Annotated in this window: 29 protein-coding genes; 3 read left to right on the top strand and 26 right to left on the bottom strand. The window is 35.1% G+C overall.

What is annotated here, in order from left to right; all coding sequences use genetic code 11:
- Positions 1-4: 4 nt before the first annotated feature.
- The 6 genes from ACIQZG_RS19300 to ACIQZG_RS19275 form a co-directional block, all read right to left on the bottom strand.
- Positions 5-403 carry a MarR family winged helix-turn-helix transcriptional regulator gene (locus ACIQZG_RS19300; protein ID WP_402757096.1) on the bottom strand — a complete coding sequence of 133 codons (399 nt, stop codon included), beginning with the start codon at positions 401-403 and terminating at the stop codon, positions 5-7.
- 203 nt (positions 404-606) lie between these two features.
- A complete protein-coding gene (locus tag ACIQZG_RS19295) occupies positions 607-909 on the bottom strand; it encodes a hypothetical protein (protein WP_402757095.1) in 303 nt (100 codons plus the stop codon).
- Positions 910-929: 20 nt separating this feature from the next.
- Positions 930-1,148 (bottom strand): hypothetical protein, encoded by a 219-nt coding sequence (locus tag ACIQZG_RS19290; RefSeq protein WP_402757094.1) that lies wholly within the window; start codon positions 1,146-1,148, stop codon positions 930-932.
- 369 nt (positions 1,149-1,517) lie between these two features.
- The gene (locus ACIQZG_RS19285; RefSeq protein WP_402757093.1) at positions 1,518-2,498 is read right to left on the bottom strand and encodes a glutaminase; all 981 of its coding nucleotides are present in this window, start codon (positions 2,496-2,498) and stop codon (positions 1,518-1,520) included.
- Positions 2,499-2,792: 294 nt separating this feature from the next.
- Positions 2,793-3,629, bottom strand: coding sequence for a type II pantothenate kinase (gene coaW / locus ACIQZG_RS19280; RefSeq protein WP_402757092.1), 837 nt, complete (start codon positions 3,627-3,629; stop codon positions 2,793-2,795).
- A 384-nt stretch (positions 3,630-4,013) separates the two neighbouring features.
- The gene (locus ACIQZG_RS19275; RefSeq protein ID WP_402757091.1) at positions 4,014-4,748 is read right to left on the bottom strand and encodes an SDR family NAD(P)-dependent oxidoreductase; all 735 of its coding nucleotides are present in this window, start codon (positions 4,746-4,748) and stop codon (positions 4,014-4,016) included.
- A 229-nt stretch (positions 4,749-4,977) separates the two neighbouring features.
- Between ACIQZG_RS19275 and ACIQZG_RS19270 the strand changes: the two genes are divergently transcribed.
- Entirely contained in the window at positions 4,978-5,799 is an 822-nt protein-coding gene (locus ACIQZG_RS19270; RefSeq protein ID WP_402757090.1) for a squalene/phytoene synthase family protein, read from the top strand.
- A 103-nt stretch (positions 5,800-5,902) separates the two neighbouring features.
- Here ACIQZG_RS19270 and ACIQZG_RS19265 read toward each other — a convergent pair whose 3' ends face one another.
- Positions 5,903-6,391 (bottom strand): metal-dependent hydrolase, encoded by a 489-nt coding sequence (locus ACIQZG_RS19265; RefSeq protein ID WP_402757089.1) that lies wholly within the window; start codon positions 6,389-6,391, stop codon positions 5,903-5,905.
- Positions 6,392-6,673: 282 nt separating this feature from the next.
- Here ACIQZG_RS19265 and ACIQZG_RS19260 point away from each other — a divergent pair, with 282 nt between their 5' ends.
- The gene (locus ACIQZG_RS19260; RefSeq protein WP_402757088.1) at positions 6,674-7,582 is read left to right on the top strand and encodes a DnaD domain protein; all 909 of its coding nucleotides are present in this window, start codon (positions 6,674-6,676) and stop codon (positions 7,580-7,582) included.
- Between the two features lie 240 nt (positions 7,583-7,822).
- Here ACIQZG_RS19260 and ACIQZG_RS19255 read toward each other — a convergent pair whose 3' ends face one another.
- From ACIQZG_RS19255 to ACIQZG_RS19235, 5 genes are all read right to left on the bottom strand, one after another.
- A complete protein-coding gene (locus tag ACIQZG_RS19255) occupies positions 7,823-8,086 on the bottom strand; it encodes a hypothetical protein (RefSeq protein WP_402757087.1) in 264 nt (87 codons plus the stop codon).
- Between the two features lie 280 nt (positions 8,087-8,366).
- Positions 8,367-9,566 (bottom strand): hypothetical protein, encoded by a 1,200-nt coding sequence (locus ACIQZG_RS19250; RefSeq protein WP_402757086.1) that lies wholly within the window; start codon positions 9,564-9,566, stop codon positions 8,367-8,369.
- Positions 9,567-9,580: 14 nt separating this feature from the next.
- Positions 9,581-10,408, bottom strand: a complete 828-nt coding sequence (locus tag ACIQZG_RS19245) for a hypothetical protein (protein ID WP_402757085.1) — start codon at positions 10,406-10,408, stop codon at positions 9,581-9,583.
- Positions 10,405-11,094: an ABC transporter ATP-binding protein gene (locus tag ACIQZG_RS19240; protein WP_402757084.1), complete on the bottom strand. Its 690-nt coding sequence runs from the start codon at positions 11,092-11,094 to the stop codon at positions 10,405-10,407. The genes ACIQZG_RS19245 and ACIQZG_RS19240 overlap by 4 nt, the downstream gene beginning before the upstream one ends.
- On the bottom strand, positions 11,091-11,480 hold the full coding sequence (locus ACIQZG_RS19235) for a GntR family transcriptional regulator (protein WP_402757083.1): 390 nt from the start codon (positions 11,478-11,480) through the stop codon (positions 11,091-11,093). Before ACIQZG_RS19235 ends, ACIQZG_RS19240 begins: the two co-directional genes overlap by 4 nt.
- A gap of 401 nt (positions 11,481-11,881) precedes the next feature.
- Between ACIQZG_RS19235 and ACIQZG_RS19230 the strand changes: the two genes are divergently transcribed.
- Positions 11,882-12,319 (top strand): ribosomal maturation YjgA family protein, encoded by a 438-nt coding sequence (locus ACIQZG_RS19230; RefSeq protein ID WP_402757082.1) that lies wholly within the window; start codon positions 11,882-11,884, stop codon positions 12,317-12,319.
- 170 nt (positions 12,320-12,489) lie between these two features.
- On the opposite strand, the gene ACIQZG_RS19225 is transcribed toward ACIQZG_RS19230, so the two are convergent.
- The 14 genes from ACIQZG_RS19225 to ACIQZG_RS19160 all read right to left on the bottom strand — a co-directional run bounded on the left by ACIQZG_RS19225 (position 12,490) and on the right by ACIQZG_RS19160 (position 22,573).
- A complete protein-coding gene (locus tag ACIQZG_RS19225; protein ID WP_402757081.1) occupies positions 12,490-13,557 on the bottom strand; it encodes a sensor histidine kinase in 1,068 nt (355 codons plus the stop codon).
- A complete protein-coding gene (locus ACIQZG_RS19220) occupies positions 13,554-14,237 on the bottom strand; it encodes a response regulator transcription factor (RefSeq protein ID WP_402757080.1) in 684 nt (227 codons plus the stop codon). The genes ACIQZG_RS19225 and ACIQZG_RS19220 overlap by 4 nt, the downstream gene beginning before the upstream one ends.
- Positions 14,212-14,820, bottom strand: coding sequence for a class I SAM-dependent methyltransferase (locus ACIQZG_RS19215; RefSeq protein WP_402757079.1), 609 nt, complete (start codon positions 14,818-14,820; stop codon positions 14,212-14,214). The genes ACIQZG_RS19220 and ACIQZG_RS19215 overlap by 26 nt, the downstream gene beginning before the upstream one ends.
- A 180-nt stretch (positions 14,821-15,000) precedes the next feature.
- Entirely contained in the window at positions 15,001-15,198 is a 198-nt protein-coding gene (locus ACIQZG_RS19210; RefSeq protein WP_402757078.1) for a helix-turn-helix transcriptional regulator, read from the bottom strand.
- Complete coding sequence (locus ACIQZG_RS19205) at positions 15,198-15,539, bottom strand: DUF2178 domain-containing protein (RefSeq protein WP_483869794.1); 342 nt, start codon at positions 15,537-15,539, stop codon at positions 15,198-15,200. The genes ACIQZG_RS19210 and ACIQZG_RS19205 overlap by 1 nt, the downstream gene beginning before the upstream one ends.
- A gap of 168 nt (positions 15,540-15,707) precedes the next feature.
- Complete coding sequence (locus tag ACIQZG_RS19200) at positions 15,708-15,911, bottom strand: ClpX C4-type zinc finger protein (RefSeq protein ID WP_402757076.1); 204 nt, start codon at positions 15,909-15,911, stop codon at positions 15,708-15,710.
- Positions 15,912-16,240: 329 nt separating this feature from the next.
- The gene (locus tag ACIQZG_RS19195; protein ID WP_402757075.1) at positions 16,241-16,900 is read right to left on the bottom strand and encodes a hypothetical protein; all 660 of its coding nucleotides are present in this window, start codon (positions 16,898-16,900) and stop codon (positions 16,241-16,243) included.
- A gap of 331 nt (positions 16,901-17,231) precedes the next feature.
- Complete coding sequence (locus ACIQZG_RS19190) at positions 17,232-17,483, bottom strand: hypothetical protein (RefSeq protein WP_402757074.1); 252 nt, start codon at positions 17,481-17,483, stop codon at positions 17,232-17,234.
- Between the two features lie 128 nt (positions 17,484-17,611).
- The gene (locus ACIQZG_RS19185) at positions 17,612-18,178 is read right to left on the bottom strand and encodes a YolC/YozM family protein (RefSeq protein ID WP_402757073.1); all 567 of its coding nucleotides are present in this window, start codon (positions 18,176-18,178) and stop codon (positions 17,612-17,614) included.
- A gap of 102 nt (positions 18,179-18,280) precedes the next feature.
- The gene (locus ACIQZG_RS19180; RefSeq protein WP_402757072.1) at positions 18,281-18,982 is read right to left on the bottom strand and encodes a hypothetical protein; all 702 of its coding nucleotides are present in this window, start codon (positions 18,980-18,982) and stop codon (positions 18,281-18,283) included.
- Between the two features lie 154 nt (positions 18,983-19,136).
- Positions 19,137-20,363 carry a benzoate/H(+) symporter BenE family transporter gene (locus ACIQZG_RS19175; protein WP_402757071.1) on the bottom strand — a complete coding sequence of 409 codons (1,227 nt, stop codon included), beginning with the start codon at positions 20,361-20,363 and terminating at the stop codon, positions 19,137-19,139.
- Between the two features lie 264 nt (positions 20,364-20,627).
- Positions 20,628-21,176 carry a hypothetical protein gene (locus ACIQZG_RS19170; RefSeq protein ID WP_402757070.1) on the bottom strand — a complete coding sequence of 183 codons (549 nt, stop codon included), beginning with the start codon at positions 21,174-21,176 and terminating at the stop codon, positions 20,628-20,630.
- A 69-nt stretch (positions 21,177-21,245) separates the two neighbouring features.
- Complete coding sequence (locus tag ACIQZG_RS19165) at positions 21,246-21,635, bottom strand: hypothetical protein (protein WP_402757069.1); 390 nt, start codon at positions 21,633-21,635, stop codon at positions 21,246-21,248.
- A 41-nt stretch (positions 21,636-21,676) separates the two neighbouring features.
- The gene (locus ACIQZG_RS19160; RefSeq protein WP_402757068.1) at positions 21,677-22,573 is read right to left on the bottom strand and encodes a DUF3221 domain-containing protein; all 897 of its coding nucleotides are present in this window, start codon (positions 22,571-22,573) and stop codon (positions 21,677-21,679) included.
- Positions 22,574-22,667: the final 94 nt, after the last annotated feature.

Raw genomic sequence — 22,667 nt, 5'->3', positions numbered from 1 at the left:
TCAATCAACCTTTCATTTTTTGCAGTAGATTCATAAACTGTTGTTGCTCTTGAACCGTCATCGAGCCAATCATTTCTTCCTCAAACGCTAAAATTGTTTGCTCGATGGCCGGTAAGGATTCCTCTGCCATTCCTGTCAACGTTACAATCTTTTCGCGCTTATCTGTCCCATCCACTCTTTGCACCCACCCTAGTGTTTCAAGCCTTGCGACAGCTCTAGTAATACTCGGTGCCTCAACATTTAAATACTTCCAAATTTGCGTCAATGTCATAGGGCCATGCGTATGTAAGCAATATATAATTGTCCATTGTGAGCTATACAAATTATGCTGTTTCAATGTTTCATTTAAACAATTCGTTAAATACCTATTTTTTTGGAATAGCGCATGGAATATCGGATTCAACTTTTCACCACCTAAATTATTTACCTAGTTAAATAATTACTATACTCTTCTGTTTTAGTGTTGTAAAGGATTGCTTTTACTCTCGCCATTATTACTTATTTGCATAGAATGAAATTTAATGGACATAGTTTTTATATTGCAAAAAAATAAATGCCCCCAAAGTTTGTACATCCTACTCCAGGGACATTTGTATTCGCATTGCCTTATTTATTGCTTTGTTTTGGTTGTTGTGCGTTATTATGAATCACTGCATTAAACTCAGCAGAATATTCTTCACGATCATTTCTTTTGTGTGTATCTTCTTTCTTTTTCTTCTTAAAGCTCGTTTTACCTTTCTTTGCCATTACCTGTCCACCTCCAAAATTTAAAAACCAATAGTTATTTTCAATTTCAGGAATATAGGGTTGTTGGTTTCCGCACAAACTAGTATAAGTTAATACATCTCTGCTGATTGTAGCGGAGGGTGCGCGAGCTTCCTGCGGAAAATGTAAGCGAACCGAGACCATAATCAACCCGCTTGCTTCAATTATATATTTTTCTTTTTATTGGATTGTTGATTTTTATCGTGGTTTGTTTTATTGTTTGCATTTTTTGCTTTGGCATCCCATTCAGCAGAAAATTCTTCGTTTAGGTTGTCATTCGGGTTATTGTTGTTACTGTTACTATCGTCAAGGTCTTTACTTTTGTAGGTACCATAAGGGTTATGCGTTCTTGTATTCAATGTCTTGTTATTGTTTTTCCCCATCTACGTTCACCTCCTAAAACCTAATGTGCGCAAGATAGAAGGTTTTATTCTTTAGGGATAATTCTTATTTGAGGGGGAAAAATATACACATAATAATGGGGTCATTAGTAGCAGAGAATAAAAAAATGGGGATAAAAGAGGTTGTGTACTGAGGGTACTTTAATTATGCTATGTTTTGATATAAAGGTAAAAATCCACGTGAACTGCACAAGAAGTAAAACGCAACAAACCGTGTGTACCGAGGGTTGCGACTTACGTTGTACCCGCGGATTTTTACCATTTAGAGAGCCAGTTGTATTGCTTAAAGGGACTTATTGGATAGTCTCATTAAAAAACTTTATTAAGTACAAGCCCTAATTACTTTCCATGTTAAAAAATATTCATGTTCCATTCACTCGTAATATGCTTTAGTAATCGAACGCCAACAACACTATTTCCAATGTCATCTATTGCCGGCCCATATATGCCAATTCCACATCCAGTAGGGAATGGAGAATATAAACTTGCGTGACTTGGAACAGCAGCAAGAATCGCTCCTGAGACACCACTTTTAGCAGGTAATCCTATAAAAGCTGCAAATTTACCTGAGTAATTATACATGCCACAAGTAACCATTAACGCTTTCGTTAATTTTGCCACTTCCTTTGGAAATAACTGTTCTTTCAAAATGGGATGATAACCGTCATTGCCAATCACCAATCCAATCATTGCTAAATCCGAAACATCTACTTCAATGGCACATTGCTTCAAATATACTTCTAGAGCTTGCTCTACTTCGCAATCTAAATAGCCTGAATCCATCAAAAAGTAGGCAATTGCTCGATTTCGATTTGCCGTTCCCCATTCGGATTGAAAGACTTCTTCATTTACAATTAGTTTTTTTCCAACCATCTTTTCTAGTAAATATAGTATATTATCTAATTTCTCCTGTGATGAATTTCCTGAAACCATAGAAGATACTGTAATAGCACCTGCATTGATCATAGGATTGAAAGGCTTTCCAGGTTCATGACTTTCTAGACGAACAATTGAGTTATAAGTATCACCTGTAGGCTCTACATCCACACGCTCTAACACATAAGACAATCCCCTATCCATACAAGCTGAAATAAAAGCAACAATTTTAGAAACACTTTGTAGTGTAAACTTGTCAGTCGTATCTCCAGCTTTCATTTCAGTTCCGTCTGAGCCAATTATTGAAATTGCTAACCGATTAGGATTTTCCAGTGCTAGTGCAGGTATATAGTCAGCGCAGCTCCCCTCTTTTGCATAAGGACGAAACTGCTCAAGCCACCCTTCTAAGAACTGACTATTTTGATGTTCAATATTTTTTTTATTTGATAAATCCATTTTGCTCTCTCCTTCAAGTAAAAACAGAGCCCCCATAGATTTATGCTATGAAGACTCTATTTCGATTGCTCGAATCTGTTGGATATTTTGTGTCTTTCATCATTCAACAATAAATAGTATATCCAAGAAATTATTTGCTAGCAAAATATCGATACTCCTTGTCTCAAAAAGCTAATTTCGCACTTAATTGTGCAAAATTAATAACAGATTCGTGTTACTAATTAACTAGTCCGATTCACTAAAAAATGGAGATATCTCAAAATATTTTGAGACACCTCCATTCCTGCCTGTCGCTCAGACAATCGTATATTCAGTTATGTTTAGTAGCGCACCGACTGCACCTGAGAAGCCATGGTCATTGATGAAAACCGGCGTATGTTTCTTAGTACGTGTGTAATTGGCAATGACATTCGTTAAATGCTCATTGTTGCTCAGTGTAGACCCAATATACACGATATGTTGGGCTTTTTTTTCCTCTGCGTACTGAATGCTAAGTGTTGTAATGACCTCACCGACTAGTCCTTGGACAGTCGCTATAATATCTTCAGAGTGGTGTTTAACATCTTCTGTAATTCCGACTTTCCCGAAGTTACTCGCCGTTAATTGACCATCTATCGGTGTGTCCATCCCTTGATAAATATCGCTGACACGTAAATCAATGTCTTCACGCTTCCCCTTTGCTGCCATTTCACGAATGGAATTGTAATCCGTAATACCAGTTGTTAGCGCGGATAGACCGATTAATGTACCACCACCAATACCTGTCCCACCTACTCGAATATCCGTATTGCCTTCCATGTAGTGAATAGATGTACCCGTACCAATGTTTGTAATCATACTGCGATCAAAGTGATGGCCTTCTTTTTTAAGCAAAAAACGTACACCTTTCAACGTTGCTTCAAACTCTACTATATAATGAATTGATTTCATCATTTTAATGACGTCAAGTAATTGCTCAGTACGTCCCCCCGTAACTCCAATATCCTCGATATCTGGATGATCTAAAATCCAGTCTTTTACAGCCTGCAAATCATTAGACGGAAATGTCGTTAAAATTAGCTCATTGTGTTCATCTAAATACGCTATTTTCGTCAATGTGCCGCCTGTATCAATACCTATAGCCTTTGGCATACTATTTCTCCTTTAACTTTATTCAGTAAAAGCCCTTACCTCTAAAAAAGGTGAGATGAATACTGAGTTTTGCTTTTATTCAGCAGTAATTAAACACCGACTGAATAAAGTTAATGCCCCCCTGCGGATGTCACAGTTGAATTATACTTTTACAATTCAAAATCCCGACTCAATTACGCCGAGGCATAATTGATTATTCGCCCTTATTAAACTTTACCCCTGTTGAAATGATTGTGCAATAACTTGATAGTCATTCGTATGAAAAACATAAAAAATAATCAAATTTATGCTATCAAAACCGCATTCCATTCCTTTTTATGTAAAAAAAAGAGCCGATGCTAATGCATCCGACTCTTTGATTATTGCTATTATAACATGAAAATATTATTGTGCAGAGTATCCGCCATCAATTACAAGTTCGCCACCTGTAATGTAAGAAGCTTCGTCTGATGCTAAGAATAAAATTGCGTTCGCAACTTCTTCTGGTTGTCCAAGACGACCCATTGGAGTAGCTCTTACAAGCATGTCCATAGCTTCTTTGAATTGACCGATGTTTGCAGTCATTGGTGTTTCAATTACGCCTGGGAATACTGTATTTACACGGATATTGTGTTTACCTAATTCAGCTGCTGCAGCACGTGCGATTGCGCGTAAAGAACCTTTAGATGCTGAGTAAGCGTTTAAGCCAGACCCGATAAGAGCTGTATATGAAGAAGTATTTACGATAGCACCTTTACCAGCTTCTTTCATATATTTAGAAACATGTTTAATGCCTAAGAATGGACCGAATGAGTTGATTTTGTGCATTAAAGCCCAGTCTTGATCTGTAAGATCTTGTGGTGATTTTTGAGACGAAATTCCAGCGTTATTGATTAAGATGTCGATACGACCATATTTGTCAACGATAGCTTTTGTTACTTCCGCCCAGTTTTCATCAGAAGAAACGTCTAATTTCATGCCTTCTACGTTTTCTAATTCAGAAATTTTAGCTAGGTTGTCCTCATTGATGTCGGCAGCAATTACTGTTGCGCCTTCGTTTGCAAATAATTGTGCCATTGAAGCGCCCATTCCTGAAGCTCCACCCGTAATAATTGCAATCTTGTTGTCTAAACGACCCATAATTAAATCTCTCCCCTTCTTGTTAAACTCACCTTTACGAATTTGAGTCTATTTCGTTAGCTCTCTACCACTAACTGAAATAGTCTAAATAGTTTACAGCTAAACCTTATCATCTTTTTTAATAGATTTCAAAGAATTTGTCCAAAAAATGAACAATATATTTTTTATTTCCTCTTTTTTGCGATACCATATACTATAGAGGCAGGACAACTTGAACGGAGGATCACACATGAAAGATCAAAAAAAACTTTATAAAGAAGCGATGCAAGTTTTAAAGGACACGAGTCGCACCTTTTATATACCAATTACTTTTTTAAAAAACGATCTAAAATTGTCTGTCGCAGCAGCATACTTAGCAATGCGTGCGATTGATGAAATCGAGGATCACGAAAACCTTTCAAATGATGTAAAATTCGACTTATTATCTGCAACAAGCGAGTTTTTAAAAGGAGAGTTCGATGCAGCTGCATACGATGCATTACTGGCACCTTATGCTAGCGAGTTACCAGAAGTAACATTACGTCTAGCAGATTGGGTACTTTTCTGCCCAGAAGGTTCTCGTCCTATTGTTCAAGCTTCGACAAGTGAAATGGCTTTTGGAATGGCGAAATGGTCAAAAGCAAACTGGCAAGTCCACACGCGCGAAGATTTGGATGAATATACATACTACGTGGCAGGACTTGTCGGGACAATGTTATCGGAGATTTGGGAATGGGGCGCAGGCATCAAGACAGATCGTGATTTAGCCATTGGGTATGGACGTGGCTTACAAGCAGTCAATATTTTACGCAACCAGCACGAAGACATGGACGAACGTGGTGTAAGCTTCGTACCAGATGGCTGGACTCGTGATGATTTATTTACTTATGCAGAGGAAAACTTAGCAAAAGGTGACCTTTACATGAAAGACATTAACAAACGAACAGTTCTACTATTCTGTCGTCTACCACTAGCATTAGCACACAAAACATTAAAAGCTATGCAAGAAGGTCGTGAAAAAATGTCACGTGCCGAGGTAGAACAAACTGTCGAGGAAGTACAAGCAGACTAATCAGTGAACTGATACTCATATACTTCTACGGAGTGCTTACCGTACCTCTAAAATGCAAAAAAGTAAAACCCCTCCATGAATTATTTCATGAAGGGGTTATTTTTTACACAACGCTCACTATATCCAATATAATTTCATACCCAAAGTACAGCGACAGCATACAAAGCCCTGCAAAAATAATTTTCTCCGCACTGCTTCCTGTTTTAATAGTCAGTGGAAAACGCACCGATATTTTAATCGGGAAAAACAACTTAATGCCCTTCTTCGTCCCCATATCGAGAATCAAGTGGCTAGCCATCCCCAATAAAATACCTATTGTCAACGATCTGTACGGGACAATAGCATCCATTAGCAGTGCTACTAAAACCAAAAATAGCAAACTATGCGTGAAAGACCGATGCCCAAACAACCTATTGACGATTTTTGAACTAATAGGAAACGTTCTCCCTATCTTACTACCACTGTGGCATATATCGGGTAGCAACGCACCGACCACACCTGCCCCAACTAATAAGAGCGGGCTTTCATTTGAAGTTTGCGCAAAAGCAAGACTTGCTGTGATGCCTCCTACGATATGTGTATTCCCTAGCATAGCCTTTATTCTCCTTGCAAGTTAATGATTTCTGTATTCCAAATTTAACATACTTTCAACCAAAAGAGAACACACATCCCAAACATATGTTCATATTTTTTTTGTACCGCGTATTATTGGGAGATGCTGAAATATTTCTTTGAACGATAATCTATAAATATTAATTTATTTAAAAATAGATGTCTCCTTTTCAGCCCTACGACTGTATATAACTGTTGAATTGAAATATGCGACGATTTGCATTTCTCATTTCATAAACAAACGTAAAGGGGCTTGAAACATATGAACTTACTTATCAATGAATCGCCATTACAAGTATTGCCATCGCTTGCTGTAAAAATCGGTCTAAATCAAGCACTAGTATTACAACAAATGCACTATTGGTTACGTATTTCTAAGAACATCCGAGATGGACATAAGTGGGTCTATAAAACGTTGGAGGATTGGCATAAGGAATTTCCTTTTTGGTCAAAAAGTACACTGGAACGCATTATTCGCAAACTGGAGGAAGATCGACTGATTATGGTCGGCAATTACAATCGCATGAAGATGGACCGTACGAAATGGTATCGCGTGAATTATGAAGCCGTAGAGATTTTTCAGAATGAGGATTTGCGTTACGGAAAATTGACGATATCCAATAACGAAACTTGCGAACCACCATGTCAGCAAAATGCCGAAAACGGTGTCAGCAATTTGACGACACCAATAACCAGAGATTACACAAAGAATACGACAGAAAATCCCTCAATAGATTTACAACATGCACCTGTAAAAATAACAGCCTTTCAGTTTTATGAAGAAAATGGATTCGGACTATTAAATTCTTATGTTGCAGAAAAAATAGGTTTTTGGATTAATGATTGCTGCGAGGAATTGGTGATATACGCCATGAAAACAGCGGTTGAAAATCATGTAGCGAAATGGAACTACGTTGAATCGGTATTACGTGATTGGCAGCAAAAACACCTAAAAACTGTTGCGGAGGCAGACGCCTATAAACAATCGTTTAAAAACAAAAAGCAAGTACAGCATAACCAAAAACGCACCGAGGTCATCCCAGAATGGTTCCACAAACGCCATGAACAATTCACGCCTGTAGAAGCCCCTCTCTCCTTCGACTTTGAGGCAGAACGGTTGAAAATTCTTGAGAAACTGAGGGGCCCTAGTTCGCAAACAATTAAAACATGAATTATCGGAAATTTATCGCTATTAGCGATTTTACTAAGTTGAACAGCCCGAGCTGTATGTTTGATATTTCTACCAAACAAAATAAAAGACTACTTGATAGTGAATCATCAAGTAGCCTTTAAATAGCACGTTCCCTCAAACGTTAAGATATTAAACCAATGTCTTCGTCGGTAGCAAATAATATCAACTGAAAACAAAATAATGTTCGTTTCTAGTTGATATTATTTAAAGAAAGATAGTTTATTTACTAACGATATCTAGGCACCAACAGAAGTTATCCCATGCAGAATACCAGCCATTGAAAATTTCAGAAGAATCGTCCCAACGAACCTCGAATTTCTTTTGACCGTTAATGTCCAATAAATACAAAGCAAGGGTATCATCTGCCTTAGAGACAGCGATTTTCATACCTGTTTCAAGTTCTTCTTCAGTGAATGGTACGTCCGACACTGAGCGTAGTTGTGCTTGTTCAAATACTGGTTTGTTGATAATTTTGTAATTCATAATAATCCTCCAATAAAACTTTGTATTAATTTACGTTCCTATATTCTCTATAAATCATAGGACTATAAAAGTATATACTATATTCTTTCCGCAATGAAAACAATAAGAAAATTAGCTTAGCTTTTTTAAAATCGGACAAATAATAGGTAAAACACTTTTATTATATAGTAAAAACTATGAACCAGAAATGGCAAGTGTGAATTCAATAGTGAATTCACACTTGCCTATAACCAGCTATCCCCAATTGTTGGTAGCCCTAAGAGAACAACTAGCTTGTTCTTTAATTAATGTTAGTAATTTGGTCGATATAAAGAGAATAATTTGTATCTAGTTTTTTGCTGTTTTCATTGATGATTTTACCTTCATACAATGATTCCCCTGTACGCAAATCACCAATATAGAACGAATGACTGTCAGAAACACGATTCACAAAATAAAGTTTATCATCTGTAATCTGCAAAAAAGGTGTGTCTTTTTCATCAACATCACTTGGATAATTAAAGTTTACAGGCTCTTCCCACTGTTTCTTTTCGATATTATAACGATTCAGCTTTAAATCGTTGGCTGAAAGAACTGGAATGAATATTTCTGCCTCATGAAGAAACATCAAGCCCTTATTTGGTTTTAATTCGGCAGGTAGCTCCCATTCTTCCACTTCATTATTAACATTATTATAAAGATACATGTGGCTAGAGATAATATCAGGCCTACCCCCGCCCATTCTATCTTTAGATTTTTCTACCATATAAAAGTAATAGTTTTCATTTTGAATTTTATTGAAATCATTAAACATTGTGATATTTGAATAAAATCCTTCTTCTTGCTCTATTTTCGCAATCATTGAATCCAGTTCTAATTCCTTACTCTTTTCATTTACTGTATAAACATGCAACTCTTGCCCACCTGTAAGGAGATAGCCAGTTACTAATATCTTTATTTCTTCATCTTCTACATAGACATCATTCACATACATACTGCCATAGCTTGCTTTGGCTGGCGCATTGATTTCAAACGATGAACTGTTGTTTGTCTGTTTATCGAGTATATCGATTTGAAGTGCAACAGATTTCCCTTGAATTACTCTCTGGGCATTATTTGGATCAGTTGTGTAAATCAAACGCTCTTCGTCTTCAAAGTACTTCCATGGAGCTAAATGTTTTCCACGCATAAACTTACGGTGTTCTTGAATATATTTTTGAAACATTAAAGGTACTGAAGGAGCTATTAAACCTTCAATATCTGCTTGGCGACTCGACTGATTAGTCGCCCCCTCCTTTGATATGTTCAACAAACGATAAATAGCTCCATTGTGATAATTCCCTTGAAGGATAAGGTTTTCGATTTCTTCCTTATTTCCGCTAGTCGTTTCAATTTTAAAGGGGAAATCGTTTTTAGTTGCCCTTGCTGCTTGGATATAGTGAGATCCAATTGCCGTAACGATTACAAAACTAATCAATATCATTTTCCAATATTTTTTCATATTAATCCCCCCTATTAAACCCTGATTTTATGCTTTAGTAAATGATTCGCAATCCAAATGGCACTTCCTAAAACGATTATGCAAGTTACCAATTCCATTAGATAGATTTCAATTAGGTAAAAATAGCTTGTGTATAATTCATCCAATACTAACGGTGTAATAAGAACGCCGAACGATAACATTCCATATAAGACCCCACAAAAAATACCTTTTAAACCATAGCTTCGCTCAAACAATATGGCCGTGAAAAGTATCGCTACAAAAACTAGCCCTATTCCATAAATCAGGAAAAATCCAGTAAATGTGTTCGGATACAGAAAGGCCAACATATCTGTATTATATATTTCAGAAAGCGGGAAATATGCTCTAAAATCTGCTGGTACTATACTTTTCACAATCTGCATTTCGATAGGAATCAATAATATTTGTAAGGTTATAAAACCAAATACCAAAAACATAACGGTAGACAATTTGGCGAAATAAATATTAATTCTACTAGTCGGTAACATTAATAATCTGTAAATGAACGTATTTTTTCCGAACCAATCGCGATACCAAATAAAGAAAACATAAATCATCAACATGGCGATACAAAAAACAATCGGCAATATAATCCAACTAGAATTAGCGAGATGGCTAAAAGAAAACACACTGTATTGCTCAATATATTGGCTCACTGAAAGTTGATTTTCATACATCATCTGATTTGCATTTTTTATATATCCTTTTGAGACAATAACCGCACCGATGAGCTGCGATACAACTGTCAATCCAATTAGAACTAGATACAATTTGAAAAATCGATTGATTTCGAAATTAACTAGTTTTAAATAGCTTTTCATCTACGATACACCTCCCGCATCACATCAACGACTGATTTCCCTTCATTCTCACGTACTTCCTCTACGCTAAAATCCTTTAAAACTTCACCTTCATCAATAAGCACTGCTCTATCTATCAAGTGCTCAATATCATTAATCTCATGGGTTGTGAGAATTACACCACGATCTTCAATCAAATGGCTTGTAAACACTTCTGCAATTTGTTCACGAGAAAATATATCAATACCCGAGAATGGTTCATCCATCAGTAAGTAATCTACATCCAGTGCCAAGCCTAATAACATATTGACTTTAGCTGTATTCCCCTTCGATAAATTAGCAATCCGTTCAGTAGGGTCTAATTTGAAAAATTTCAGCAACTCCTCTGCTCTTTGAGGATTCCAACTTTTATAAAAATCCGCCATGAACGCGAAAGCTTCAGCAATTTTCATTTGTGGCAACATCGTGATTGTATCTGGAATAAAAGTGATTTTGTCATAGCTTTCTTTCTTGATTTTTTCCCCATCTATCAAAATCTCACCGCTATTAATCGGCGTGAGGGCCATAATCGCTTTCATAATTGTGGTCTTCCCTACTCCATTTATCCCGATTAAACAAGTAATTTCACCTTTTTTAGCAGTGAAGGAGATGCCTTTTAAAACCTGTTTTCTACCATATTTTTTCTTGACATTTTTCACTTCGATCATTTCGATTCCTCCGCTTCCCCGCTTTCGGCATCATACTTTTGCTCGACTAATTCCAACACCTCGGATAAAGGGACATCAATAGATTTTATTGAACCTACAAATAAGTCAATCGCTTCGATAATCAATTCTTCACGGACACTTTTTAGAACCGCTTCATCTTTCGTAATACAACTTGGCATATTTCCTTCAGTAAAAATCAATCCTTGTTCCTCCATTTCCTTATAAGCTCGTTGTGCGGTATTGGGGTTAATCTTCAGCTGATTGGCCAGTTCCCTTCTTGATGGAATCTCCTGACCGGGTTCAAAATATCCCTTGGCGATTTGCTCTTTAAAATGCCGGATAACCTGAACATAAAGCGGATCCCGATTATTAAACTTCACATTCAATACACTCAACTCCCAAAAATCAATTTTTCGCGTATTAATCACTTAATACACACCGCGCATAATAATAGGTTATATACTTAACCACGCACTAAATAATCTTGCACATGCTCCCGCTAATGCAGCCTGTGTATTAGCCATTTAATACACTATCCTCAAAAAATGTATTAAACTGTTAATACACTCCTCGGAATGTATTATAGGCTTAATACACATTTTATGTCAACCCAGTTTTAACAATAATTAACATCGTTGTTTATTCCCCCTTATTCTCTATCCTTTTCACAAACGAAGCCATTCGATTTTAGAACTTGAAATATATTTGGATAAATTGACTATTTCAGTAATTCTCGCTGGCACCTTTATTAGATAATTATCGTCAATAATACCAACACACAGAAAGAGTGATTCTATTGACTACTGAGCAAAAATCTATCAATACACAATACCGCACTTTGCGAACCGTTTATTTGTTAGCTATAGTTATCACTATTCTATTAGGACTAGCCTCTAGAAAATGGGGTTCTCTGCTGCCGCCATTTGTAGTGCAAAACGCAGGAGACATGCTATGGGCGACGATGGTCTATTTTGGATTTCGATTTTTATTCGTACGTAAAAGCACACTCGTAGCTATTTCGTTTAGCTTTTTGTTTAGCTTCGGTATTGAGTTTAGCCAGTTGTATCAACAAGACTGGATTAATCAGATTCGTGGGACATCGCTCGGGGCTTTAATATTAGGCAGAGGTTTTCTTGTAAAGGATTTGATTCGATATACAGTGGGGATAATACTCGCTACTATATTAGATAAAGTCGCACGTACGTTCAACTTGGCGGGTAAATAAAACGAAATATCTCGTGAATAAGGTCTGACGCTTTCAACATAGCCGGTGATTATCTAAAAATTATTAAGGATTCTCAAAATCATAAATAGTAATTCACAGTGTTGAAGTACGAAGAAAAAGAGAAGTAGGTGATATTCCGATACACATCCCCTGCTTCTCTCGTTAAATTGTTATTTAAATAAAGGATGTTCCACAATAAAGCTGATCCAACCATCCTTGTATTCTGCACGAATGTCCCCATTATGAAGCTCGACGATTCTTTTTGAAATCGAAAGTCCAAGACCAGTTCCTTGTGCATCTATTCTCGCTTTATCTCCTCTAAAAAACCGTTCAAACATTTTATTTACGTCTTCTTCAGGAGGGTTTTCCACTCTGTTTGATACTTGTAAAACGGCGGTATTCCTTCTAGACGTAAAGGATATTTGTATCTCAGAAGGTTTCACGCTGTATTTAATGGCATTCATAATTAGATTTTCATAAACACGTACCATTTTTTCTACATCAATTAAAACAGGGATGTCCTCATCTGTTATCGAACTTCGAGCAGCTAATTGTTCTTCTTCAAACATTGGAATATATTCGCCAACTATTTGCTGCAACAAACTCGCCAGGTCAACTTTACTCAGGTTTAACATAGCATCAGGACTCGATAAGCGGGTAAATTCAAACAGTTCATCAATTAGGTGTTTTAGTCTATGTGATTTTGAATAAATGGTTTCAAAGTATTCGTGGAATTGATCTTTATTTTCATATTGCCCTCTTTTTATTAAATTCAAATATCCAATAATTGATGTTAATGGCGTCCGTAAATCATGGGAAATATTTGTTATTAGTTCATTTTTCACCTTTTCTAGTTGTCTTTCATGGATAAATTTATTTTCTAACTCCTTTGACATGTAATTAATGTTCCCTGCTAGCTGCGATAATTCATCCTTCCCTTTTATGTCAATTGTTAGCCCGAGTTTACCATTAGCAATTTGTTGAACGGTTTCAGAAATATAACTCAAATACAGTATTTTTTTCCTTATGAGCAATGTAAAAATTACAATGAATGTTAGTATTACAATAGAAAACCAAAATGTCAGTAACAAACCAGCTTTCAAAATACTTCCATTCGGATTGATGAAAGTATCCATTTTAGAAATGACGATCATTACAGCATACGTTCCAAAAAAACTAATGACAATCATTAAAAGTAGATTTACGGTTAGTGTATTTCGAAACTTAATTGGTTTCATATTTTATACCCAACTCCCCAAATCGTTTTAATATATAATGGTCGTTTGGGATCTTCCTCTATTTTATTTCTAATTTTTGTAATGTGTACCATCACTGTATTATCCGATTTATAAAAATCATCCTTCCAAACTGCCTCATAAATTTTTTCTATACTTAAGACAATCCCCTTGTTTCGAGCAAGAAGTTCTAAAATATCAAATTCTTTCGGCGTCAACCTAATTTCTTTCCCTTGTACCCAAACCTGACGTGTATCTGTATTTATCGTTAAATCGTCAATCTCAATAACGCTTTTGTCGAAAGATGACTCATTATTGTACTTTTTATATCTTCTTAATTGGGATTTCACCCTAGCGATTAATTCCAATGGGTTAAATGGTTTAGATAAATAATCATCGGCACCAGAAGCAAGGCCTTTGATTTTATCTAGATCTTCTGATTTTGCAGAAAGCATAATGATCGGCATGCTGCGTTCTTCCCTAATCTTCATGCATGCTTGAATACCATCCATTTTCGGCATCATAATGTCTAAAATAATTAGGTCAAATACACGTTCTTCTAACATTTTCAATGCTTCAATAGCATCTTCAGCCTTTTGAGTTTGCATACCTTCATTTTCCAAATAAACTGCAATAAGATTTCTGATCGCTTTATCGTCATCCACAATTAGTATTCTTGACATTGTAAAACTCCTCCGTATGATTTGTTAACCTAGTACAACTAAAGATGTAGGCAGGTGGAAAATTTCTATATTCTCTTTTCACATCAATTTTGGTGAAAAATTGATTAAAGAATGCCTTTTTTATTTTTGTATATTGGAACGTAATGAATTGCCCATCCTCTTTTAAAATTTTTGTGGTATTTAATAAAATTTCATTTGAAACCTTTTTGGGTAAACTCGCAAAAGGAAGACCCGAAATAACATAATCCACATAAGGGATTCCGTACTCCCTCAAATATCGTTCAATTTTTTCGGCAGATTCATGTACAATAAATAAATTATTTTCCTCTTTATATTTTTCTTTCAACGTTGAATAGAATTCTTTATTATTCTCCACTAATACTAGCACCGTCTTAGGATTTCTTTTTTTAATTAATTTTTCTGTGAACACCCCTGTACCTGGGCCATATTCAACAATATATTTTGCTTCCTTAAAATCGATTTTTTCAATCATTCTATCACCAAGAAAATTTGAACTAGGAAGAACAGCCCCTACTGTTTTTGGATTAATAAGAAATTGAAGTAAGAATGATATTTTTATCATATTTAAACACCTCATTGGTTTGAATTGCTAATTATATTTTAGGATTCAAACCTTAAGAGGAAGTGACGAAAATCCTTAAGAATTCTTAAGTTTTAATTGCGCTACCCTGCCTTGTTTGTGAAAAAAACGTATATTTGGAAATTTTCTTTTTCAAAATACACGTTTTGTATAAATGCTAGTTTAATGATCTTCAAAAATAAATAGCTCATTGACTGTAACCTGTAAGACTGATGCCAATTTAAAAGCTAAATGCAAAGTTGGATCATACTTTGCATTTTCAATAGCATTAACAGTTTGTCTTGAAACACCACAATGTTTTGCCAGCTCATCTTGAGAAAGTTTTAATTGTTTACGGACTTCTCTAATATTATTTTTCATTAGGCATACTTTCTTGAAAAAAATAAAAGTGAAGCAAGATAAACAATACAAATTGTAAATAAAAGAACATAGGAACTCATTCCGAGATTGATCGATTGTTCTGTACTACTGCGATAAATATCTACACCTACTTCAATGACTAATAAACCAATAATAACACTGAACGTATACGACATTGCTTTAGATTTTATATAATCCTGGCGTTCATCTTGTCGTTTTGCGATAGAATACAAAGTGAAAATAATAATGCCAATTGAAACTGCAATTAAACTTAAAAAGATAACAACAACAATATTCATTTCATTCACCCCAAACACTAAAATGTAAAAACCTTTTGACATTTAAAGTGTAATTCAACTTTATTTTTATGTCAAATACTTTTGACATTTTAAACCCACTTTTTGACTGTCCTTCTTAGCAAAAATAAACCCTCCTAAGATTCGTCTCTTAAGAGGGTTGCTATATTTTTAATCATTTTTATTTAACCAGTATTTTAACTGAAATTAATATCAGAACCCTAATGAAAGCGATTTAATAATTTCTGCACCAAATTCCAAACAACTCTTGCATATCGTCACTCCTGGCCCATTTACTAATTCGCCTACTTCTTCTTTCGTTCTTCGGCAAAATGAACAAGTCGAGCCTTTTTCTGAATTGCTTATATTTTTTTCGTTTGAAGTCTTCTCTAAGCCATTGTACAGTTCATCGAACACTTCTGGTTTATCATAATCGAAATCACCTTTTAACCTTACCGCAATATTTGTTTAAGCAACCGCCATTCCTTCGTAAAAGCGTTGTCTTTCTAATTGCTCACTACTTCTAGACTTTTCTTCGCATAACAAACTTTGTTTCTCTAATTCCAAAATAAAAAGGCAACAACATCAGGGGTTTGGCCCTTTATGTTACTGCCTATTTCGGGTGATATATATTAACGGATTATTTTAAAAGTTCTGTATAAATAAAAAATTATACCATTATCTCTCTCTGCCGTTCTTACAAACCGAATTGCTTCAATGCAATTTTTTCGTTTTCAAGGCAACGATTACAGTTCTTTAACTTCGATTTCTCCGTTTTTGATAATCACAAGTGAACCTTTATTTATTTCTTTCCCAAGTTTAAATGGTTTTGAAGTTTTATTCTTGATACCTTGACAAGGCGAACAACCAGAAGTACAAAAACTAACCAAAAGGGCTTCATCCGGTACTGTTTGAGAGCTAGAAATAGTAATAGAATTTCCACCTTGATCAAAACCGGATGCTGAAAAGAGCAGCTGATCGTCACCCACAAAGTTTTCCAGTAGCTGAAGCATAAAAGCACCCTGAGCTACTAGTAGGTCAAATGTTATTATACCAAACCCCGTGACTTGTAAAATAGTTCCTGCATCGGTAGATATACACTGAGGGAGATTAACCACTGTTGAGTTAAATGTTGTGTTCAAAAATCCGATTGAAACCAAACTATCTTGAAGTATACAGTTTGGGCAAATATTTACGATAACCTTACTATCCGCAGTTTGAAGATTTACACTACCTGAACAATCACATTTAGGTATTTCGCATACATCTATTGCTTTTAGTACTTTTGAAACAGGTACAACATCACATGGTTTCAAACGACTTTTACAACGGCAGCTTGAATAATTTTTTTTACCCGAACTCAAAAAAGCATCTCCTTTTTTCTTATTTAATAATAATTTACTCAAATTATTATTTTTTGTTTGTACACTTTTCCACTGATACACATTGTTAAGAAGTACAAGATCATATTGTTTTATATTTCAATTTCTAGTTAAAAATGACATATAAATAGAAAAGAGTAGTGAAAGTACCCTACTTCAATACTGGCTGTTTTCGTAGTGATAATTGCTGTTAAAACATAAAGACAGAATTCATCTACAATATGTGTAGAACGAACTCTGTCTTTATGTTTTAATATTTCGTGAATCGAGTATTTATCTAGCTCTCTCTGTTTATGTACAATTCTTCATAACCTAAAGTCATAATTACTATTATAGATATCGACCTGCTTGCTCTCTACAAAGCAGGTGCATCAGATATGCTAACAAAAACATCCCCTTTAAAAACTCTTCCATCAGATGTTGTTACCACTATTGTATGGTCACCAGAAGAAGCAGCTGATTGAACCCATGTAGTAGAACCATTAGCCACTAAATTATAAGTTTGAGTGTAACTACCCTGTTGAATTTGAACGGTTACATTTGTCCCTGTATTGTTTGTAACATGAAATTTATAGTCCTTCGAATCTGATGGTTGCGCCCAAGTCATTTTATAGATACCATTACCTTTAAAAATATCTGTATCAGAAATAATTAAATGGTTTGCTGTTCCTTGAAAATCTTCAACATCATCGCTTATTTCGGCATCTGATTCAATAGGAATTTTATCAGTACTCTTTATAACCTGTATTTTATAGGAAATATCTTTTTTGGTAGTTCAGAGTTCTTGGAAACTAATAAATCTTCTAATTCCATTTTCAAGCTTTCGCTAGATAATTCACTGTACTCAGGAATAGTTATTTTTAGTATTGGTTCAGGTTCAATTGAAGGATGATAAAGTTCCACATCGTTATAATTTTTTTCTTGTATATAATCAGATACAAGATCTGAAACTCCCCTCATAAACCACTCTGTCTCAACTTCTTGTAAGCTTCTTTTAGTAATTTCGATGTTATAGTGGCTCAAATCTGTTTTATTTACATTTTCCTCTAAATACTTTTTCAGTTGTACTTCACTTTTAGTTTCATCCATTACAATCCAGATTATCGGGTCTGTATCACCTATTTGAAAACTAAATAATCCAAATTCATCCCACACATTATCAAGTACAGATGCAATACGGCCTCCTTGTTTCTCATCATCATCATCATTATTAGAAGAGAAACTATCATTTTTGTCGATGTCTATATTAATTACTAAGACGACTACAACAATTATTATGAAAACAGAAATAAAATTTCTCACTACATTTCTTCCCATCTAGACACACTGCGTTGTTAGAACAAAAGTTCATCAAAAAAGCGTTAATCCTTCTAGATCAACGCACGTCATTAGTCTAATAAAATATTATTCAGGTAATTTAAATTCAATTGATTTTGCTTGATACATCTTATCCTTAAACTTATAGGTAATTTGAATATCACCAATTCTTCCACCTGCTAGCGAAATTTGACCTCCAATTTTCGCAATAAGATGATTGCCGTTTATTTCAAAGTTGATAAGATTGCCGAAATATATATCTTGAAATGAGTGTTCAGGGTCAATATTTAAAGGGGTTGTATCAATTGTATATTTCTTGTTAGCAATACAAATGATTGCTTTGTTAGTCAATAACTCAGTTTTTACATTTTTTAACACGATGGCAATCGGATCATCAACAAGTATTTCAACTGGTACTTCAACAAGCTTTTTATTTATTCTTTGCGTTTGGATATGAAAAACATGCACTTCTCGTTCTATTATTCCAGTACCAGTACCCTTGGTCAAAATTATGATTAGCTCACTTTTTCCATCTTGATTGATATCCTTATATATAATTTGAGGAGACCAAGCTGGTTCTGTTGTGTTGATCCAAAAAGGTCTAGAAAAGACGCTACCTTGAAAATCAACTTTAAAATCTGTATATACGCCATTTATCTTTTTGGCCAAAAGGGAAACATCTGCTGTGTCTGATTTTGCAATTTCATCATATTCAGTAATGATTGCATTTGCTTTAGTTAAAAAAAGAAAAAGAGAAATTACAAAAACTAAAATAATAACTTTTTTCATAAGAAAACACCTCACTATAGTGTTCTCTAGCGTTAACTGTTTATTCAAGTAAAACAATCGTTAGCACATGCATTTATTAGTAAATATCGATACTTTCTTTCATATGACGCAGTTCGTATTATATGGTCAGTTAAAGTTTGTTAACTACTAGTTTCTATAGTCCACTCTTTTGTTTTTTACGGAACATATTAAACTTCGTTTGAAAAATTGAATTTGTTAGAATGCCAGCGATTAATCCCCAAAAGGCAGCACCAATACCGAAAAAGGAGATACCTGAAATCGTCACTAGAAAAGTAATTAATGCGCTTTCCTTTTGAGTACCTTCCATCGCTGAAGTTAGGCTCGCGCTAAGTGAAGCAAACAGCGCCAAACCAGCAATAACTGCTATAAACTCACTAGGGAGTACTTGAAAAATTGATGCAATTGCCGCACCAAACATACCAAAGATTAAATAAAATACTCCGCATGAAATCCCTGCAATATATCGTTTGTTTTTATCTTCATGGGCCTCTTTTCCAGTACAAATTGCTGCAGTAATTGCCGCTAAATTAATAGCATGGGAACCAAATGGTGCAAGTAAAATAGAAAAAATGCCCGTCGTTGTAACTAATGGACTTATAGGAACATTGTATCCATCTGCTCTTAGTACCCCTATGCCGGGAGCATTTTGAGAAGCCATCGTTACAATACATAATGGAATACCAATTCCAATCAACGCATCTACCGAAAATGTAGGAATTGTAAAAATAGGATTCACGAAAGATAGTTCAATACTTTCAGCCTTTAAATTTCCAGTAAAGTACGTAATCAGTAACCCTAAAAATAATGTAATTACAACTGTGTATCGTGGCGAAAACCTTTTAAAAATTAAATAGCACAGTATCATTGGGAAAACCAATTCAGGTAGGTCTTTTAAAGATGTAAAAACTTCAACGCCAAAGTTTAAAAGAATTCCGGCAAGCATAGCAGTTGTGATTGAATAAGGTATTCGATTCATGATTTTCTCAAATAATCCTGTCCAACCTAATAAAGTAATAATGGCTGCTGAAAGTATGAACGCTCCTATCGCATCTGTATAAGAATAAATTGACCAGCTTGAAACTAGTAAAACCACTCCTGGTGTAGACCAAGCTGTTATAATTGGCGCTTTAAACCAAATACTCAACAAAATACAGGTTATCCCGCTACCGATCGAGATCGCCCATATCCAAGAGGACAAATGAGAATCACTTAAATGTGCTACCTTAGCAGCTTGGAAAACAATTACTAAAGGTCCAGCATACGATACCATTGTAGCGATTAAACCGACAACAACAGCTGATACTGACAAATCTTCTTTTAACGTTCTCATATTAATAGTATGTCTTGAATTTTTAAACACAAAGCAACCCTTCCTCCAGTTTCTATTTCCATCAATTCACATTCCTTTATCTCCTTATTTTTCTTTGAATTTTATACTAGCACAACAAACTCTTAACTAAAACCATTTTTTACCACGTGTTTTTTGACAGTTGACCTATTATGTAATCCGATAAAATGTTGAGATAAAAACATAAGAGCCTTGCTACATTTTTTCGTAGTAAGGCTCTTTTACTTTTGATGTTTTTGAATAAATTAAATATATTTGCACGATAAATTCAATTACTTAATTGCGCTCATCTAGTTTAACTCTTCCTAGTTCTTTATCTTTAACAGTGACAATTAGTGTTGCATCTGACGCACTTGCCAATAAATATTCTAGTTCTACTGTAGATGGTGCAACTAGGAAGCGATTCGATTGTTCTAACACACCTAAATTGTAATCTAACTGATAGACCCCCTCTTCCTTCCTTGTTAATTTCGTTGCTCCGGAAAAGGCTATTCCAAAACCTGCTCTTTCTCTTTCAAATTTATCAAATACGTTTATGCCAAACGTTTTAGTAGATAACTCAGCTAATTCAGGACCAGGTTCGATTGTAACTTCTATTTCTTCAACAGCTTTGAATCCTGTATTTTTTATGCCAAAATGATAACTTAGATAGACAGATGAATAACTTTCTTCTTGACCGTCACTTGAATGTACAGATATGTCTTTTTCAACTGTACGAATGTTAACCGTTGCATCCTTTACCTTAAGAGATGGTTCATATAAACTTGAACATCCCGCTAAAAAAACAATCAATAAAATACACGTTAATCTTGATACTATTTTCATGTTATCTCCCTTATAATTGAATCTAATTCATAGATACTAACTGTTTCGAGTTTTAATAATTGGCATGTCCTATTTTTCTTCTATAGCCAACTGTTTGTAGTATTCATCTACAATTGGATGAATATCTGGGTTTGAATCGTAATAGATATCATCAATTTCATTTAATGTGAATTTAAATTCTTTTTCGCCATCCAATAGAGTGATACCGTATCGCCATCCCACCCGTTGTTCCTGATGATCCTGTGGAGTAAATTCTATATCTTTAATAAGCGATAAAAATTCACTAATTTGCTCTTGTTCAAGAATCGTTTTTGAAGCACCAGTTGAACCATCCTGTATAACGACTTTATCTACAGCTTCAATTTTTGCATTCTTATAAAATTGTTCTAAAGATTGGATTTTTGCAGCCGTACATCCAGATAAACCTAACAATAAAATAATGAATAGCAATCTTTTCAAAACTCCACCCCCAATATGGAATGTTATAAATTTTTATTCAACTACTGAAATCTAACTGTATCAACATAGACAGCTAATCCTTGTTCAAATTGGACTTTTACTTGCATGTAATATGTACCTATTAGAAATGTACCATCTTCATTAATAATCTTGGCTACCTCATTCATTTGCTCGTCAAAAAACGAGATTTCACTGTGCAGTATGTCTAATCCATCCACTATCAGTTTAACCTGTTCCGGCTTTTTAAGTGTGGTCGCTTCATTAAAGGATGCTTGTATATTGGACGACGGTAATTCGTGTTCGATGTGCTTTTCCTCGTCTGTTGTGAGATCAGTATACGTCCATTCATACCGTTGGACATATAAGGATAAATGATCCTCCTGATTCACTGCAAATGCTACATTAGGTGGTTGCTCATAAATCGGTTGCTCAAGTGAGATTGGTTGTTGGTCCGGTATGACCATTCCGACAAGCATATCTCTGCCCCCTGCATCTACTTGATATCGTAATGTCCATGCTTGCTTTTGGCGATCATAATTCACATTCGTAATGATTGGATTATGGTCAAACTTCTTTGCTACACTGTCAATGATCTCTTTTGTAGATAGAATGGTATTAACGTTTTGGGGTATAATTTCAATTTTATCTGCACCTGCTTGACCAGGGTAAGACGTTAGAATTGCACCTGCCCATACCTTCACATAATCCCCAACTTCCAAAACTTCTTTTGTCGTTACCCATAATGCATCCACAAACTGAGGATGCGAATCATTTAAATGAATCGGTTCATTGCTGACGACTAGGTATCTTCCCAGTTCTGCTGCTGTTATATATCCCTCAATTGTTGGCGTATTTAGTGCTGTTGCATTGTCTTTTAGAGTCGTACTACAACCAGCTAAAATGAGGATCATCAACCCTAACAATACTAGTTTTTTCAAGTAAACCCCTCCCATTTTCCAATTAGACGTATCCATTTTCAGGGAAGTTACAGTTATCCCCAAATTAGATTAATATAATGTAGGTTACTTATAC

It is taken from the genome of Lysinibacillus sp. NPDC096418, from assembly GCF_044762775.1.
In the GTDB taxonomy this organism is placed as follows: Bacteria; Bacillota; Bacilli; order Bacillales_A; family Planococcaceae; genus Lysinibacillus.
The sequence above is the reverse complement of the archived record's forward strand: the minus strand, read 5'-3'. Positions and strand labels throughout refer to the sequence as shown.

Coding starts and splice junctions, on each gene's coding strand:
- ACIQZG_RS19270 (WP_402757090.1), top strand. CDS start 4,978: ATGAAAGATCAAAAAAAACTTTATAAAGAAGCGATGCAAGTTTTAAAG.
- ACIQZG_RS19245 (WP_402757085.1), bottom strand. CDS start 10,408: ATGAAAAGCTATTTAAAACTAGTTAATTTCGAAATCAATCGATTTTTC.
- ACIQZG_RS19180 (WP_402757072.1), bottom strand. CDS start 18,982: ATGAAAAAAGTTATTATTTTAGTTTTTGTAATTTCTCTTTTTCTTTTT.
- ACIQZG_RS19225 (WP_402757081.1), bottom strand. CDS start 13,557: ATGAAACCAATTAAGTTTCGAAATACACTAACCGTAAATCTACTTTTA.
- ACIQZG_RS19250 (WP_402757086.1), bottom strand. CDS start 9,566: ATGAAAAAATATTGGAAAATGATATTGATTAGTTTTGTAATCGTTACG.
- ACIQZG_RS19275 (WP_402757091.1), bottom strand. CDS start 4,748: ATGGGTCGTTTAGACAACAAGATTGCAATTATTACGGGTGGAGCTTCA.
- ACIQZG_RS19290 (WP_402757094.1), bottom strand. CDS start 1,148: ATGGGGAAAAACAATAACAAGACATTGAATACAAGAACGCATAACCCT.
- ACIQZG_RS19215 (WP_402757079.1), bottom strand. CDS start 14,820: ATGATAAAAATATCATTCTTACTTCAATTTCTTATTAATCCAAAAACA.
- ACIQZG_RS19285 (WP_402757093.1), bottom strand. CDS start 2,498: ATGGATTTATCAAATAAAAAAAATATTGAACATCAAAATAGTCAGTTC.
- ACIQZG_RS19240 (WP_402757084.1), bottom strand. CDS start 11,094: ATGATCGAAGTGAAAAATGTCAAGAAAAAATATGGTAGAAAACAGGTT.
- ACIQZG_RS19170 (WP_402757070.1), bottom strand. CDS start 21,176: ATGAAAATAGTATCAAGATTAACGTGTATTTTATTGATTGTTTTTTTA.
- ACIQZG_RS19205 (WP_483869794.1), bottom strand. CDS start 15,539: ATGTCAAAAGGTTTTTACATTTTAGTGTTTGGGGTGAATGAAATGAAT.
- ACIQZG_RS19220 (WP_402757080.1), bottom strand. CDS start 14,237: ATGTCAAGAATACTAATTGTGGATGACGATAAAGCGATCAGAAATCTT.
- coaW (WP_402757092.1), bottom strand. CDS start 3,629: ATGCCAAAGGCTATAGGTATTGATACAGGCGGCACATTGACGAAAATA.
- ACIQZG_RS19255 (WP_402757087.1), bottom strand. CDS start 8,086: ATGAATTACAAAATTATCAACAAACCAGTATTTGAACAAGCACAACTA.
- ACIQZG_RS19265 (WP_402757089.1), bottom strand. CDS start 6,391: ATGCTAGGGAATACACATATCGTAGGAGGCATCACAGCAAGTCTTGCT.
- ACIQZG_RS19295 (WP_402757095.1), bottom strand. CDS start 909: ATGGTCTCGGTTCGCTTACATTTTCCGCAGGAAGCTCGCGCACCCTCC.
- ACIQZG_RS19190 (WP_402757074.1), bottom strand. CDS start 17,483: ATGACTTGGGCGCAACCATCAGATTCGAAGGACTATAAATTTCATGTT.
- ACIQZG_RS19260 (WP_402757088.1), top strand. CDS start 6,674: ATGAACTTACTTATCAATGAATCGCCATTACAAGTATTGCCATCGCTT.
- ACIQZG_RS19210 (WP_402757078.1), bottom strand. CDS start 15,198: ATGAAAAATAATATTAGAGAAGTCCGTAAACAATTAAAACTTTCTCAA.